This window comes from Amycolatopsis sp. CA-128772, assembly GCF_002904295.1.
Classification (GTDB): Bacteria; Actinomycetota; Actinomycetes; order Mycobacteriales; family Pseudonocardiaceae; genus Amycolatopsis.
Genome location: NZ_PPHG01000069.1, coordinates 146,685 through 160,838 on the forward strand (window position 1 = coordinate 146,685; position 14,154 = coordinate 160,838).

The 14,154-nt window shown below is 72.7% G+C and carries 14 protein-coding genes; 3 read left to right on the forward strand and 11 right to left on the reverse strand.

The features are described 5' to 3' along the window. Window positions 1-227: 227 nt before the first annotated feature. Genes C2L59_RS24680 through C2L59_RS24690 form a run of 3 tightly spaced genes read right to left on the reverse strand, consistent with a single transcriptional unit; the run spans window position 228 to window position 3,666 of the window. Window positions 228-1,847 carry a molybdopterin-dependent oxidoreductase gene (locus C2L59_RS24680; protein WP_103351880.1) on the reverse strand — a complete coding sequence of 540 codons (1,620 nt, stop codon included), beginning with the start codon at window positions 1,845-1,847 and terminating at the stop codon, window positions 228-230. A 57-nt stretch (window positions 1,848-1,904) separates the two neighbouring features. Beyond that, window positions 1,905-2,144, reverse strand: coding sequence for a glutaredoxin family protein (locus C2L59_RS24685; protein ID WP_103351881.1), 240 nt, complete (start codon window positions 2,142-2,144; stop codon window positions 1,905-1,907). Between the two features lie 10 nt (window positions 2,145-2,154). Further along, window positions 2,155-3,666, reverse strand: a complete 1,512-nt coding sequence (locus C2L59_RS24690) for a long-chain fatty acid--CoA ligase (protein WP_103351882.1) — start codon at window positions 3,664-3,666, stop codon at window positions 2,155-2,157. Window positions 3,667-3,980: 314 nt separating this feature from the next. On the opposite strand from C2L59_RS24690, the gene C2L59_RS24695 reads away from it, so the two are divergent. The 3 genes from C2L59_RS24695 to C2L59_RS24705 all read left to right on the forward strand — a co-directional run bounded on the left by C2L59_RS24695 (window position 3,981) and on the right by C2L59_RS24705 (window position 6,855). Beyond that, window positions 3,981-4,673, forward strand: coding sequence for a sigma-70 family RNA polymerase sigma factor (locus C2L59_RS24695; RefSeq protein ID WP_103351883.1), 693 nt, complete (start codon window positions 3,981-3,983; stop codon window positions 4,671-4,673). A gap of 114 nt (window positions 4,674-4,787) precedes the next feature. Further along, window positions 4,788-5,861, forward strand: a complete 1,074-nt coding sequence (locus C2L59_RS24700; RefSeq protein ID WP_103351884.1) for a DUF5667 domain-containing protein — start codon at window positions 4,788-4,790, stop codon at window positions 5,859-5,861. A gap of 106 nt (window positions 5,862-5,967) precedes the next feature. Next, window positions 5,968-6,855 carry an HAD family phosphatase gene (locus C2L59_RS24705; protein WP_233223656.1) on the forward strand — a complete coding sequence of 296 codons (888 nt, stop codon included), beginning with the start codon at window positions 5,968-5,970 and terminating at the stop codon, window positions 6,853-6,855. Window positions 6,856-7,004: 149 nt separating this feature from the next. Here C2L59_RS24705 and C2L59_RS24710 read toward each other — a convergent pair whose 3' ends face one another. From C2L59_RS24710 to C2L59_RS48200, 8 genes are all read right to left on the reverse strand, one after another. Then, entirely contained in the window at window positions 7,005-8,018 is a 1,014-nt protein-coding gene (locus tag C2L59_RS24710) for a lysophospholipid acyltransferase family protein (RefSeq protein WP_103351900.1), read from the reverse strand. 14 nt (window positions 8,019-8,032) lie between these two features. Beyond that, a complete protein-coding gene (locus C2L59_RS24715) occupies window positions 8,033-9,076 on the reverse strand; it encodes an NAD-dependent epimerase/dehydratase family protein (protein WP_103351886.1) in 1,044 nt (347 codons plus the stop codon). A gap of 257 nt (window positions 9,077-9,333) precedes the next feature. Beyond that, window positions 9,334-9,435, reverse strand: a complete 102-nt coding sequence (locus C2L59_RS24720; protein ID WP_007030867.1) for a 30S ribosomal protein bS22 — start codon at window positions 9,433-9,435, stop codon at window positions 9,334-9,336. A 155-nt stretch (window positions 9,436-9,590) separates the two neighbouring features. After that, a complete protein-coding gene (locus tag C2L59_RS24725; RefSeq protein WP_013222402.1) occupies window positions 9,591-9,806 on the reverse strand; it encodes a helix-turn-helix domain-containing protein in 216 nt (71 codons plus the stop codon). Window positions 9,807-9,999: 193 nt separating this feature from the next. Continuing rightward, window positions 10,000-10,812, reverse strand: a complete 813-nt coding sequence (gene proC, locus C2L59_RS24730) for a pyrroline-5-carboxylate reductase (RefSeq protein WP_103351887.1) — start codon at window positions 10,810-10,812, stop codon at window positions 10,000-10,002. A 154-nt stretch (window positions 10,813-10,966) separates the two neighbouring features. After that, entirely contained in the window at window positions 10,967-11,785 is an 819-nt protein-coding gene (locus C2L59_RS24735; RefSeq protein ID WP_103351888.1) for a thioesterase family protein, read from the reverse strand. A gap of 143 nt (window positions 11,786-11,928) precedes the next feature. After that, window positions 11,929-12,741 carry a sugar phosphate isomerase/epimerase gene (locus tag C2L59_RS24740; RefSeq protein WP_199199236.1) on the reverse strand — a complete coding sequence of 271 codons (813 nt, stop codon included), beginning with the start codon at window positions 12,739-12,741 and terminating at the stop codon, window positions 11,929-11,931. A 67-nt stretch (window positions 12,742-12,808) separates the two neighbouring features. Next, the coding region (locus tag C2L59_RS48200) for a hypothetical protein (protein WP_199199237.1) at window positions 12,809-14,154 on the reverse strand (1,346 nt) is incomplete at its 5' end.

Sequence of the window (14,154 nt, forward strand, 5' to 3'; positions counted from 1 at the left end):
GCTCGCTGTGCACCCGGCGGCCATCGCCACGGCCGTACCGAACTGTGTCTTGACCCCGGTCTCGGAGTCCGGTTCGATGCCGGACGCCCGGGGGCGATGGCCCTACGGTAGACCACTTGTGAACGCACGCACAAAGTCACAGGTCGGAGGCGGTTCCGGGGGCGCGTGCCGGCCCCGCGGATCACGACACCGCGTCAGAATCCTTGCCCGCCAAGGCAGTTCCCGCGTCAGCTCGCGTTGAGCGTCACCGAGTGCCAGCCGGTCGCACCGTCCGGGACCGGGTCGGCGCGGTTCTCCGTCTGCGTGTAGCCGTCCTGGTCGGTCGCCCGGACGAACGCCTGGTGCGTCCCCTTCGGCACGTCGAGCTCGATCCACCACATCCGCCAGGTGTCCTTGCTCACCTCGGCCGACAGCACCGCCGGCCGCCACGCGCCCTGGTCGAGCCGGACCTCGACCTTCGCGATGCCGGTGTGCTGGGCCCACGCCGTGCCGGCCAGGCGGACCTTTCCCGCGGTGACGCCGGCGAAGCCGCGGGGCGTGTCGATCCGCGATTCGGTCTTGATCGGGGCCTGTTCCGCCCACCCCCGGCTGAGCCAGTACGCCTGCCGGTCCGTCCACCGGGTGAATTCGAGCGACTTGACCCACTTCGTCGCCGACACGTAGCCGTACAGGCCCGGGATGACGATCCGGGCCGGGAAGCCGTGCTCGACCGGCAGCGGCTCGCCGTTCATCCCGATCGCCAGCATCGCGCCGCGGGCCGGGTCGAGGGCAACGTTCGCCGGGGTGCCGCACGTCCAGCCGTCGACGCTGGTCGCGAACATCTGCTGCGCGCCCGCCTGCACGCCGGCTTCGGCCAGCAGGTCGGCGAGGTCGACGCCGAGCCAGGTCGCGTTCGAGATCAGCGGGCCGCCGACCTCGTTGGACACACACGTCAGCGTCACCCGGCGCTCGACCAGCGGCCGGTTGCGGATGTCGGCGTAGGAGAACGTCACCTCGCGGTCGACCATCCCGTGGATGCGCAGGCTCCAGTCTTCGGTGCGCAGCTGCGGCACGACCAGCGCGGTGTCGATCCGGTAGAAGTCCGCGTTCGGCGTGAGGAACGGCGGCGAGCCGAGCTTCGCGAAGTCGGCGTCCGCGGGCAGCGGCGGCGCGGTGCGCGCGGGCACGAGCGGCCCGACGGCGGCCCGCGAGTCCTCGGCGTCCGAGCTGGTCCCGGCAACCTGCCCCACCACAGCCGCCAGCCCCGACCCCGCGGCGACCCCCACCCCCACCTGCAAAAACTTCCGCCTCGACGCCCCCAAAGCGGCACCTTCACGTGAAAGTGCCGCCCCCTGGTGGGCACTTTCACGTGAAAGTGCCGCCCCCTGGTGGGCACTTTCACGTGAAAGTGCCAGCCGGTGCAGGAGGGTGAAGACGGCCAGACCGGCGACCAGGGCGGCGACCGGCGCGAGGAGGGAGAGCTGCCCGAGGTCGCTGCGCACGAACACGGCGGCGACACCGGCGGCGCCCAGCAGGAAGACGAGCACCTGCCCGGCCCGGGGCGTCCGGCGCGAGAGCTGCCCGGCCAGCAGCGCGAACAGCACCAGCACCACGGCGAGCCCGAGCTTGAGCACCGGCTTGTCCCAGGTGCCCAGGGTCCGCTCGGCCCACTTCACGATGCCGGTCGGGCTGTGGTCGACCACGTAGTTGGCCACCGCGATGAACGGCGACGCGGTGTACCCGACGAAGCCGGCGACGAGGTGGCCCACGCCGAGGGCCGCGGCCAGCGCGAGGAGCCCGATCAGGGTCGCGACGGGCAGCGAAAGCCGCCGGGGCGCTTCGGGCGGGGCTTCCTGCAGAGTGCTCACGCCTCCATCTTCGGAGCGAGAGCGTGAAGCGGCGGCCGGATCCGGCTTACGGACGTGTTACGGCTGAAGGGCTCGCCGCAGCCGGTCCTCTTCGACGCGCCAGTAGCCGTGCTCGGCGCCGTCGACCAGGATCACCGGGACGCGGTCGCCGTACTCCGCGCGCCACTCCGGGTCCGTGTCGACGTCCTCGGCCTTCCACGCGACACCCAGCTCGCCGCAGATCCGGGCGACCTCGGCTTCGGCGACCTCGCAGAGGTGGCAGCCGTCGCGGCCCATGACCGTCACTTCGTGCGCCATGCCGTCCTTCCTACCGCAGCCGCAGGCGGCGCAGCTTCCCGGTGGCCGAGTGCGGCAGCGACTCGGCGAACTCGACCAGGTGCGGCACCTTGTACCCGGCCAGGTGGGCCGCGCAGTGGTCGACGACCTGCTGCTCGGACAGCGCCGCCCCGGCCGCCGGCACGACGAACGCCTTCACCGCTTCGCCGCTGCGCTCGTCCACGACCCCGACGACCGCCGCCTCGGCCACCTCCGGCAGCTGCCCGATGACCTCCTCGACCTCGCGGGGGAAGACGTTGAAGCCGTTGACGATGATCAGGTCGTTGGCCCGGTCGACCAGGTGCAGGTCGCCGTCGGTGTCGAGGTAGCCGACGTCGCCGGTGCGGAACCAGCCCTTGTCGTCGGGCCCGTGGCCGCCGTCCGGCCAGTAGCCGGAGAACAGGTTGGCGCCGCGGATCGACACCAGCCCGGTCTCGCCCACGGCCTCGAAGACGTCGCCGACGTCGTCCGGGTCGAGCGGCACGGCCTGGTCGGTGCCGTCGCTGTCCACCAGCCGCAGCTCGATCCCGGGCAGCGGGCGGCCGACCGAGCCGGGCTTCGGGTAACCCGTGACCAGCGTCGACGTCACCACCGGCGCGCACTCGGTGAGGCCGTAGCCCTCGTAGACGTCGAGGCCGGTGGCCTCGCGGATGGCGGTCAGCACCTTCGGGTGCAGCGGTGCCGCGCCCGACGTCATCCGCCGCACGGTCGCCAGCCCGCGGCGGAGCTCGTCGGCGCCGAGGGCGGCGAACTCGCCGTACATCGTCGGGACGCCGGTGATCGAGGTGACGCCGTGCTCGGCGCAGTCGTCCAGCGTGCGCTGGGCTTCGAAGCGTTCCGAAAGGATCGCGGTGGCGCCGGCGGCGACCGCCTGCAGCAGCCCCGGCCCGAGGCCGTAGACGTGGAAGAGCGGGATGGTGATCAGCACGCGGTCGTCGTGTTCGAGGACGCCCTCGACCCCGCTGATCTGCTCGAGGTTCGCCAGCAGCGCCCGGTGCGAGAGCATCACCCCGCGCGGCGGCCCGGTGGTGCCGGACGTGTACGAGACGACCGCGATGTCCTCGCCGGAGCGGCCGGATTCGACGGATTCGACTACTCCATCCGGGTCACCCGCCGGCGTGACTCCGCTCACGCCCGCCGGCAGGTCCGCGTCCGCGTCGCGCTGGACGACGACTTTCGCGCCGCTGTGCTCCAGCAGCTTCGCGAGTTCGGGCCCCGGCACCTGCGGTGACAGCGGCACGACGACCGCCCCGGCCCGCAGCGCGCCGAAGAAGGCGACCGCGAAGTCGACCGACGTCGGCAGCCGCAGCCCGACCCGGTCGCCCGGCCCGACGCCGGCCTCCGCCAGCAGCCCGGCCTGGACCTGGGCGGCGGCGGCCAGCTCGCGGTAGGTCAGGCCGCGCCCGGTGCCGGTCTCCCGCACGGCCGGGTGCTCCGGCCACGTGGCCGCGGCCCGCGTGAGCAGCCCGCCGACCCCCGATTGCGTCTCCGTTCCGGCGCTCACCCGCGGCCCACCTCTCCTCGCCCGAACCGAACCGTTGCAAGTCTGTCATCTGAAGCGACGTCATGGGTGCTGACCGCGAGCGTTCCGTCTGCGCAACCCCGGAACCACTACCTACTTAGCGGTAACAACACGTATGCTGCACTGCGTCGCACCGGTGTTGTTGATCACCGGAGCGACCGGAGAGAGGGAGTCGCCGTGACGAACTTGCCTGCCCACGAGGTCGTGGGGCACGCGAGCCGGCCGGCCCCTGCTCGCCGGAGTTCCGGGGGTACCGTGGCCCGCTGGGTCGAAGCCGCCGCCGGAGGTGCCGCCCGATGACCGTCCCGACCGCCGTGAGCCGCGGGCCCGTCTTCATGTTCGCCGAGCGCGTCTTCGGGCGTCCCTCGGCCGTACCGCTGAGCCGGCAGGCCTCCGACGACGAGCGCGCCGAGGCGGCGAAGGCCGAGGCGTGGGAACTGGTGCGAGCCGCGCAGGACGGCGACTCGTCCGCCTTCGGCCGGCTCTACGACCGCTACGTCGACGTGGTCTACCGCTACGTGCTGTTCCGGCTGGGCGACCGCGACCTGGCCGAGGACGTCACCAGCGAGACGTTCCTGCGTGCGCTGCGCCGGATCACGTCGGTGACCTACCAGGGGCGTGACGTCGGCGCCTGGTTCGTCACCATCGCCCGCAACCTGGTGCTCGACCACGTGAAGTCGAGCCGGTTCAAGCTCGAGGTGGTCACCGACGAGGTGACCGAGCCGGGCTCGGCGCCGTTCAGCGTCGGCGCGACCGCGCAGGCGGGCCCCGAGCAGGAGGCGATCAGCCGCGCCACCCGCACCGAGCTGCTGCGCTGCGTCGCGGAACTGGGCGAAGACCAGCGGGAATGCATCGTCCTGCGGTTCCTGCAGGGCCTCTCGGTGGCCGAGACGGCCGAGATCATGAACCGCAACGAAGGCGCCATCAAGGCGCTGCAGCACCGCGCCGTACGCCGATTGGCACAACTTCTGCCCACCGGATTGCGCTGAACCCGCGAACTTTTGCGTTCGTCGGCCCAAACCGGTAACCCTCACGGCTTCTGGATCGTTACCCCTCGCAGACCGGTGCCAGACCGGCCGTGGGCCGAGAGGAAGAACAGCGCCGTGAGGTTTGCCCGGGAGCGAGCCGAGAGCGAGCGGTTCGCGCGTGCTTGCGAGCCGTCCCCGGTTCCCCGGGACGGCGAGTTCGCCGACGAACTCGCGCTCGTCGGCGCGCTGCGCGAGCTCGGCGCGGCCGGGGCGCCCGACCTGGAGACGCGGCAGCGGATCCGCGCGGAGATCGCGGGCCGCCTGGAGACGGCGGCGGCCACCACCCCCCGTCGGAGGTGGCGGCCGCGGACCGCCGACCTGGTGGCCGCCGCGCTCTTCCTGTTCCTCGTCCTCGCCGGGCTGTCGCTGGTGCTCTCGCGCACCGCACTGCCGGGCGACCCGCTCTACGGCGTCAAGCGCGCCGGGGAGTCGACGACGCTCGGCCTGACGTTCGGCGACCAGGAGAAGGCCCGCAAGCACCTGGAGTTCGCCACCAACCGGATCACCGAGCTCGGCGAGCTGGCCGCCCAGGGCGGGAGCGAGGCCGACTACCGGACCGCCTACGACGACTTCGCCGCCGACCTGCGGGCCGGCGTCGCCCAGATGTCGGCCGTGGCGACCAGCGACGGCAGCGGGGCGCAGGCGCTCTCCGACGTCCGGCTGTGGGCGCGCAACCAGGCGTCGAGGCTGGCTTCGCAGCCGCTCCCGGCGGACGCGGCGCCGGTGTTCGGCAACGTCCGGGATCTGCTCGGCCAGGTCCAGGAGCGCACGAGCGGCCTGGTCGCGCGGATGAACTGCTACCAGATCACCACCGGCACGTCCGACGACCTGGGCCCGCTCCCGGCGACCGGCGAGTGCACGCAGCGGCCCGCTCCGGCGGCCGGCGGCGTCAGCCAGTCCCCCGTGTCCGTCGCGCCTTCGTCGTCGGACAGCACTTCGCCGACGCCGACCGGCACGCAGCTGCCGCCGTCGGACGCCGCGGCGACCCCGGGCATCCCCGCGCCGACCGGCGGGGTGACCCCGCCCCCGGTCTACGGCCAGGTGCCGACGACGTCGCCGCGGCCGCCGGTGACGTCGACGACCACCCCGCCGCCGCTGGTTTCGATCCCGCCGTTGCTGCCGGGTCTGCCGCCCATCGTCATCGGCTGAGGTCCGGGCCACACCTGCGCCGGGGCGGTGGGCGGCTCGCTACGCTGTGCGAAGGACCCGGACTTCCCCGGTCGCCGGGACCTGGGCGAACGTGGAGGCGGTGTGCGTGTCAGCTTGGCGTGGCAGGGATAAGAGTCAGGAGCTCGAACGGCTCGCCGCGCTCGCGGGGGAGGCGTCGGCCGAGGCCGCCCAGGTGGCCGCGGGACCCGTCGCACCGCCCGCCCCGCCGGACCTCACCGCGGCCGCGTTCTTCGACGTCGACAACACGATGATGATGGGCGCGTCGATCTTCTACTTCGCCCGCGGGCTCGCGGCGCGCAAGTTCTTCACGTCGGCGGACCTGGCCGGGTTCGTGTGGGGCCAGATCAAGTTCCGCCTCGGCGGCCGCGAGAACAAAGAGGACATCAAGACCCACCGCGAGCGCGCACTGTCCTTTGTGGCCGGCCGCACGGTGGCCGAGCTGACGTCGATCAGCGAGGAGATCTACGACGAGCTGATGGCGGACAAAATCTGGTCCGGCACGCGCGCGTTGGCCCAGATGCACCTCGACGCGGGCCAGCGCGTCTGGCTGGTGACGGCCACCCCGATCGAGCTGGCGGCGATCATCTCCCGCCGCCTCGGCCTGACGGGCGCACTGGGCACGGTCGCCGAAACCCGCGACGGCGTGTACACGGGCCGCCTGGTCGGCGACCTCCTGCACGGCCGCGCGAAGGCGCACGCGGTGCGGGCGTTGGCATCCCGCGAGGGCCTGAACCTCAAGCGCTGCACGGCGTATTCGGATTCGGCCAACGACATCCCGATGCTCTCGGCGGTGGGCACAGCGGTGGCGGTCAACCCGGACGGCGGCCTCCGTGACGTGGCCCGGGCCCGCGGCTGGGAGATCCGCGACTTCCGCACCGGCCGCAAGGCAGCCAAGATCGGCGTGCCATCGGTGCTGGGCGCGGGCGCACTGGCCGGCGCGGTGGCGGCGGGGATGGCCTACCGCCGCCGCTGACGCGAGGTCCGTTCGGACGGTCTTTTCGGGAGCGTGTCGATCCTCGCCGCCGTCGTTCGAACCGTGCCGGCGGCTCCGGAGTGGACCGTCACCGACCTGGTCCGGCACGTGGGCCAGAGACCCAGCACTGGGTCGCGTGACGCCGGCGCTCAGCCGCGGAAGACCGACTTCCGCTGCGAAAGGCGGCGGTACAGCGTCTGCTGGATCGACTCCCGGACCTGGTCGGTCAGCTGGAACACCAGCATCGGGTCGTCGACCGCGTCCGGGTCGTAGGCGTCCGTCGGGATCGGCTCGCCGAACTCGATGCTCCACTTCGTCGGGAGCGGGAGCGCGCCCAGCAGGCCGAAGTGCGGGAAGAACGGCGTCACCGGGAAGTACGGGAGGCCCAGCATGCGGGCCAGCACCTTGATGTCGCCCAGCTTCGGGTAGATCTCCTCGGCGCCGATGACCGACACCGGGATGATCGGCACGCCGGCGCGCAGCGCGGCCGACACGAACCCGCCGCGGCCGAAGCGCTGCAGCTTGTAGCGCGAAGCGAACGGCTTGCCGACGCCCTTGAAGCCCTCCGGCCACACGCCGACCAGCTCACCCTTGCGCAGCAGGCGTTCCGCGTCCGCGTGGCAGGCCAGCGTCTGGCCGGACTTGCGGGCGAACGACCCGACCAGCGGCACCTGGAAGACGAGGTCGGCGCCGAGGCCGCGCAGGTGACGGCCGCCTGTCTCGTCGTGCACCGCCACGGCCGTCATCAGGGAGTCGAGCGGGATGGTGCCCGAGTGGTTCGACACGAGCAGCGCGCCACCGGCCGCCGGCAGGTTCTCGACGCCGTGGGTGTCCACGCGGAACCACTTCTTGTACAGCGCGCGCAGCGGCGGCAGGAAGACCGCTTCGGTCAGCTCGGCGTCGAAACCGAACTCGTCGACCGTGTAGTCGCCGGTCAGCCGGTCGCGGATGAAGCCGAGCGCCGAACGGGCGGCGTCCGAAAGGGGGTCGGCAGCGGGCGGCTGGTCCGCCCCGGGGAAGGCGACGACCGGCGCGCCCTCCTGCTCACGGAGGTCCCGCCCGGCCGCCGGCGCCTCCGGCTTCTCCCGGCCCGGTCCGTGCAGGGGGATGACCTGCGCCTCGGCACCGCCCACCGTTCCCGCCTCGCTTCCGAAGTCGTCCAAGTCGTGCGGCCTGCTCACCGGCTCTGTCCCGTCGCGGCCGCGACGAGCACCTTGCCGGCCAGGCCGGCCAGCTTGCCGCCGTCGAGCACCGGACGGAGCCCGCGTCCGGCGATGTAGTCGTCGAACGCCTCTCGCGTGGTCCACCGCGGGGTGTACCCGAACTCGTGCTTCAGCTTGGCGATGTCGACGACCCGGCCGAAGTTCAGCAGCCGGACCTGGTCGGCGGAGAAGTCCACGACGCGGGCGCCGCGCAGCACCTTGCCGACCGACGGAACCACGCTCCGCGGCATCGGCAGCTCGACCCGGCCGGCTCGCCGGATCGCCTGCGAAAGGGTGAGTACCCCCTCCGCGCCGACGTTGAACACGCCCGGGTGATCGGTCAGGGTGGCCCGCTCCAGCACGGACAGCGCGTCCGCGGAGTGCAGCAGCTGGATGCGCGCGTCGAAGCCGAAGACCGTCGGCACCACCGGCAGCGCGAAGTAGCGGGCCAGCACGGTGTCGGTCTCCGGCCCGATGATGTTGGCGAAGCGGAACAGCGTCGTGGTGATGTCCGGGCGGCGGCGCACCAGGCCGCGGACGTACCCCTCCATCTCGACGGCGTCCTTCGCGTAGCCGCTGGTGGAGGTGGGGATCAGCTCGGAGTCCTCGGTGAACACCGCCTGCGAGCGGGCGCCGGCGCCGTAGACCGCCGCGGTCGACTTGACCACCAGCTTCTGCACCAGCGGGGAGCGCTGGCACGCCGCGAGCAGCCGCATGGTGCCGATCACGTTGACTTCCTTGATCGCCGTGCGGCGGCCCGGCCCGGCCGGGTGCGCGGTGCAGGACGCGTGCACCACCGTGTCGACCCGGGCGGTGCTGATCACCTTGGCGATCAACGGGTTCCTGATGTCCGCGCGGACGAACTCCGCGTGCCCCATGCGCTGCAGGACCGTCTTGTCCGGCGGGACCGTGTCGACACCGATGACCCGTTCGAAGTCCGGGTTGTTGCCCAGCCGGGCGAGCAGTTTCCCGCCCAGTTCCCCGGCGACCCCGGTCACGAGCACGATGTTCGACGGCATGCGACTCCCTGCGGCGTAGGGCATGTGGGGGGTGGACGGTCACCCGAGGCGCGCGAACCTGCACTCACTGGAAGGATCGCGCGGACGCCCTTGAGATGTTACCGCTCTTCAGTGGTAGCTCAGGCCGGTCTCACGTGCTATCGACCACGGTTCCCCCGGAAAGCGACGAACGCCTCACTCGAACGGGGGGAACGTGCCCACCACATGGACGTGGCCCGTCCAGAAGCTGGACGGGCCACGGTCACGCTCTGCCGGATTTACTTGCCGGCCTTACGACGCTGCACTCGCGTGCGTCGCAGCAGCTTGCGGTGCTTCTTCTTCGACATGCGCTTGCGGCGCTTCTTGATCACAGAGCCCATGGGCGCTCCTTAGGTCGTCGTCGGTCACGCTGCCCGGCGCAGCGTCCAACGGGTGGAGCGCACAGGCACGAGCGGTTTTCCAGGTTACCCGTCACCCGGCGAGGGCCGGTCGGCGGGCACGTTGTAGCGCTGTGCGCCCGTGCCCGGAGACCGGTTCAACCCACGTCGTAATAGGCACCCTGCAGGTACTCGTGCACTGCTTTCTCCGGCACCCGGAAGGACTTCCCGACCCTGACGGCGGGCAGCTCACCCGAGTGGACGAGACGGTAGACGGTCATCTTGGAGACCCGCATCAGCGTGGCCACCTCGGCGACCGTCAGGAACTGGACCTGCCCGACGGCGGGCAAATCCTCCTTCTTGTTCGGCGACATGTTTACCGCGTCCTTCGACACGTGTCGCGCCACGAGGCTTCCCCACCTGTGGTATCGACACGCACGTGCTCTATCGAGAGTAGCGGGACTGGTGGGACTAATGCGACGCCTGTCACCGAGATGGGCTCCTACCAGCGCTAACGCACAAGCACCCGCGCGTGCAAGACCCGGGGAATCGCCCGTTCCGGCGAAATCAGGCTTCGTCGTGCGCCTTCCCGAGCTCTACGGAACGGTCCTTCGCGGCCTCGATGGCGGCCAGCAGGGCGGCGCGGACGCCGTGCTTCTCGAGCTCGCGGATGGCGTTGATGGTGGTGCCGGCCGGCGAGGTCACGGCCTCGCGCAGCAGCACGGGGTGTTCGTCGGATTCGGCGAGCATCTTCGCCGCGCCGACCGCCGACTGGATGATCAGCTGGCCGGCCAGCGCCCGCGGCAGGCCGAGCAGGATCCCGGCGTCGATCATGGCCTCGACCAGGTAGAAGAAGTAGGCGGGGCCGGACCCGGACAGGGCGGTGACGGCGTCCTGCTGCGCCTCGGGCACCTCCACGACCCGCCCGACGTGCGCGAGCAGGTCCCGCACCACGGCGAGGTGCTCGGCGGTGGCGTACCGCCCGGCGGAGATGGCGCTCATGGCCTCGTTGACCAGCATCGGTGTGTTCGGCATCACCCGCACGACGGGCACGCCCGCGGCGAGGCGCCGTTCGTAGAGCGAGGTGGGCAGCCCGGCGCAGAGCGAAACGACGAGCGACGACGGCCCGAGCAGCGGCGCGAGTTCGTCGAGAACGGGCTCGATGTCCTGCGGCTTGACGGCGACGACGAGCACATCGGCGCGCTTCGCGGCTTCCTCGACCTCGACGCCGCGGACGCCGTAGCGGGTGGTGAGTTCCTCGACGCGGGCGTGGTACCGCTCGGTGAAGAGGAGGTCGCCGGGTTCGTGGCCGCCGTGCAGCAGCCCCGAGAGCAACGCCTCGCCGATCTTTCCCGCACCCAGCACCGCGATGACCGTCATGCGGTCAAGCGTGCCAAACGCCGCCCAGGACGCCGGTGCCGGGGCGCGGGCGTGCGTACCCCGGCGGTCGGCTCGCGTACCGGGACGGTCGGCTCGCGTACCGGGACGGTCGGTGCGTCCGCCCCGGGCGTCCCGGGCGTCCCGCGGCCGGCGCTCAGCCGCCCGGTGCCGGAGCCAGGCCCAGCTGGCGGGCCTGGCACACCAGGCGGCCCTGGGCGTCCACCACCGTTGCGTCCGAGTCGAACCACGACTCGTGCACCGACCTCGACTCCACCACCACCCGCAGCCAGCCCGGGGCCGGGCGCGTCCGCAGCAGCGCCGTCAGCTGGACCGTCGGGGCCCAGCCGATGCGGCCCAGGTTCATCACCACCGGCGGGTTCACGTCCGAGGCCAGCAGCGTGAAGAACGGGTCCACCAGGCTGTGCCGCGGCCGCACCCACAGCCGCATCCGGGGCGGCTCGTCCGTGCGGCCCGCCAGATAACCCGCCGTGGCCGGGTCCAGGCGGACCTCGCAGCCCTTGGCCAGGTTGAACGGCCCCTCCGTGCTCTCGGCCATCGCCAGCGCGCCCGGCGGGGGCTCGGCCGGCATCGACGGCACGTCCGTCCATTCCGGGCGGCGCATCGGGAGCCGGCCCGTCGTCACCCTGGCCTCGACGCAGCTGCGGCCGCGCTGTTCCAGGCGGACCTCGACCACCGTCGCGCGGCGGCCGACCTTGCGGACGTCCGTGCGCAGCAGGACCGGGCCGAGCGCCGGCGCGTGCAGGAACTCCGCGCTGACCACCAGGGGCTCCGCGTGCGGCTCACCGCGCTCGTGCAGGGCGGAGATCGCCGCGCGGGCGAGCAGAGCGAGCAGGAAACCCCCGTGCGGGTGGGAGCCGATGGCCCATTCCGCACGCAGCACCGCGGTGAAGGTGCCGTCCCCCAGCGACCGCGCCGCACTCGCCGTGTCGAAGGACACGGCGGTGCCGTCCATTCCGCTCACGAACGGTCCGCGCCGTTTCGAGAATTCCGGTAGGTGACGAGCAACGAGAGCGACGGGTTCACGGTCCGAACTTTACGGGTTGGACCGGCGCAAATGCACTCGGGAGCAGGGGTGTCCGGGTGGAACGTGCTCAGTTATTGCCCGAGGTGGAACCGCGCGAACAACAACGCCTCGGCCAGATCCCGCACGCGCTCGGCCGCGGTGACCGCGTGCCGGGTGTTGATCTCCAGCACGATCTGGCCGGCAAAACCGTTGCTGACCAGCTTCTCGAGCAGTTCGGCGCAGGGCTGGCCGCCACGGCCGGGTACCAGGTGTTCGTCCTTCGGGACGCCGGTGCCGTCGGCCAGGTGGACGTGCGAGAGGCCGGCCCCCATCCGCTGCGCGAGCGCCAGCGCGTCCGTCTCGGCTGCCGCTGTGTGGGACAGGTCGAGCGTGTAGTGCCGGAACCCGACGTCCGTCGGGTCGATCGACGGCCGGAACGCGGACACGCGCGAATTCTTCGAACCACCGGGCGGCCGGACCTTGAACATGTTTTCGACCGCGATTTCGACGCCGCTCGAGTCCTCCAGTTCCCGGACCAGATCGCCGAATGCGTCGCCGTAGCGGCGCTGCCAGCGGAACGGCGGGTGCACCACCACCGTGCGCGCGCCGAGCTCGACGGCGGCGTCGACCGACATCCGCAGCCGCACCACCGGGTCCGGCGACCAGATCCGCTGGGTGATCAGCAGCGACGGCGAATGGATCGACAGCACGGGCACGCCCGTGCGCCGTGACAGCCGCCGCAGCGCCGTGACGTCCTGGCTGACCGGGTCGGCCCAGACCATCACCTCGACGCCGTCGTAGCCCAGCTCGGCGGCCAGCTCGAAGGCCGTGCCCGCTTTCAGGGGCCACACGGACGCCGTGCTGAGGCCCACCGGGACCGGCTGCTCGTCTGTCACGCGCGTCATCCTGCCCCGCCCGCGCTGGGCGGGCGGCGCCGCCGGGCCGCCAACGCGACGCGGATCACCGCGCGTGTCAGCGGCCGACGAGCAGCAGCGCGGCCGGCGACACGGTCACCACCAGGCCCACGAGCACCGCGAGCACCGTCGTCTGCAGGTCTTCGGCACGGCGGATCTTCCGCACGATCCAGACCAGCGCGACGACCACCAGCAGCGCGGCGACCAGCGCGGCGGCCGGGATGTTCACCCACAGCCAGTTGAAGCCCAGCCAGACGGCAGCGCCGCCGACCACGCCCATCGCCAGCTGGCCGGCCAGGGCCAGCCACTGCTTGCCCGGCGAGGCCGCGGGTTCCGGCTCCGCGGCCGGCTCGGGGACGTCGTCGTACTCGTCGTCCTCGTAGCCTTCGCCCTGCTCGTAGGCGTAGTCGTCCTGCTCGAAGTCCGGGCCGTCCGCCGGGTAGTCGTCGGCGAACTCGCGCTCGTAGGGCGCGAGGTCGTCCGGGATCGGCGCCCGCGAGGCGCGGTCGCCGGGCGCGAACGGCATCGGCGGCGGGTACGCGCCGGTCGGCGGCCCCCCGTCGTAGGCGGCCTGGTAGCCGCTGCCCTCCGGAGCGAACCCGTCGGGCTCGAAGTCGTCCTCGGGGTAGCCGTCGTCCGGGGCGTCGGTGGGCACCGCCGGCATGACGCCGATCTCGGTGTCCTCCATCTGCTCCTTCTGGCGGCGCTTGCGCCAGTTGGCCAGGCCCGCGGGCGAGGACGGCTCCGGCGGCTCGGGCTTCTTGCCCTTCGGCGGCACCGGCGGGGCCGGCGGCTCGTCGTCGGGGATCGCCGAGAACTGCTCGGTGTGGTCCTCGCGCTTCGGCTCGGGACGGCGGGACGGGGCCCGCCGCGGGCGGCCGGGCGCCGCGGGCGGCGTCGCGAACGTGCCGCTGGGCATCGGCGGGCCCAGCGGGGCGTCGATCTCGGCGTCCGGGGTGCCGTTGAGGCCGTCGAGCCGGGCCGACAGCGGGCCGCCGGGCGGCGGCACCGGCAGCTGCTGGGACGGCTGGGGCGGGGTCGGCAGCTGCTGCGAGGGCTGCGGCGGGCCGGGACGGCGCCGGACCGGCGGGACGGCCCCGCGGGTCTCCTCGGCCGCCGGCGGGACCGGCAGCTGCTGCGACGGCTGCGGCGGGGTCGGCAGCTGCTGCGAGGGCGGCTGCCGGCGGGGCGCGCCGCGCGGCGGCACGGGCAGCTGCTGCGACGGCTGGGGCGGCGCGGGAGGCTGCGCGGGCTCCTGCGGGCGGGCGAACTGCCCGGATTCCTGCGGCGGCCGAGCGAACTGGCCCGGCTCCGGCGGGACCGGGCGCGCGTACTGGCCGGACTCGGCGCCACCCGGGGCGGGCCGCGCCGGGGGCGGCGGCACCGGCCGCGGCAGCGGCTGGG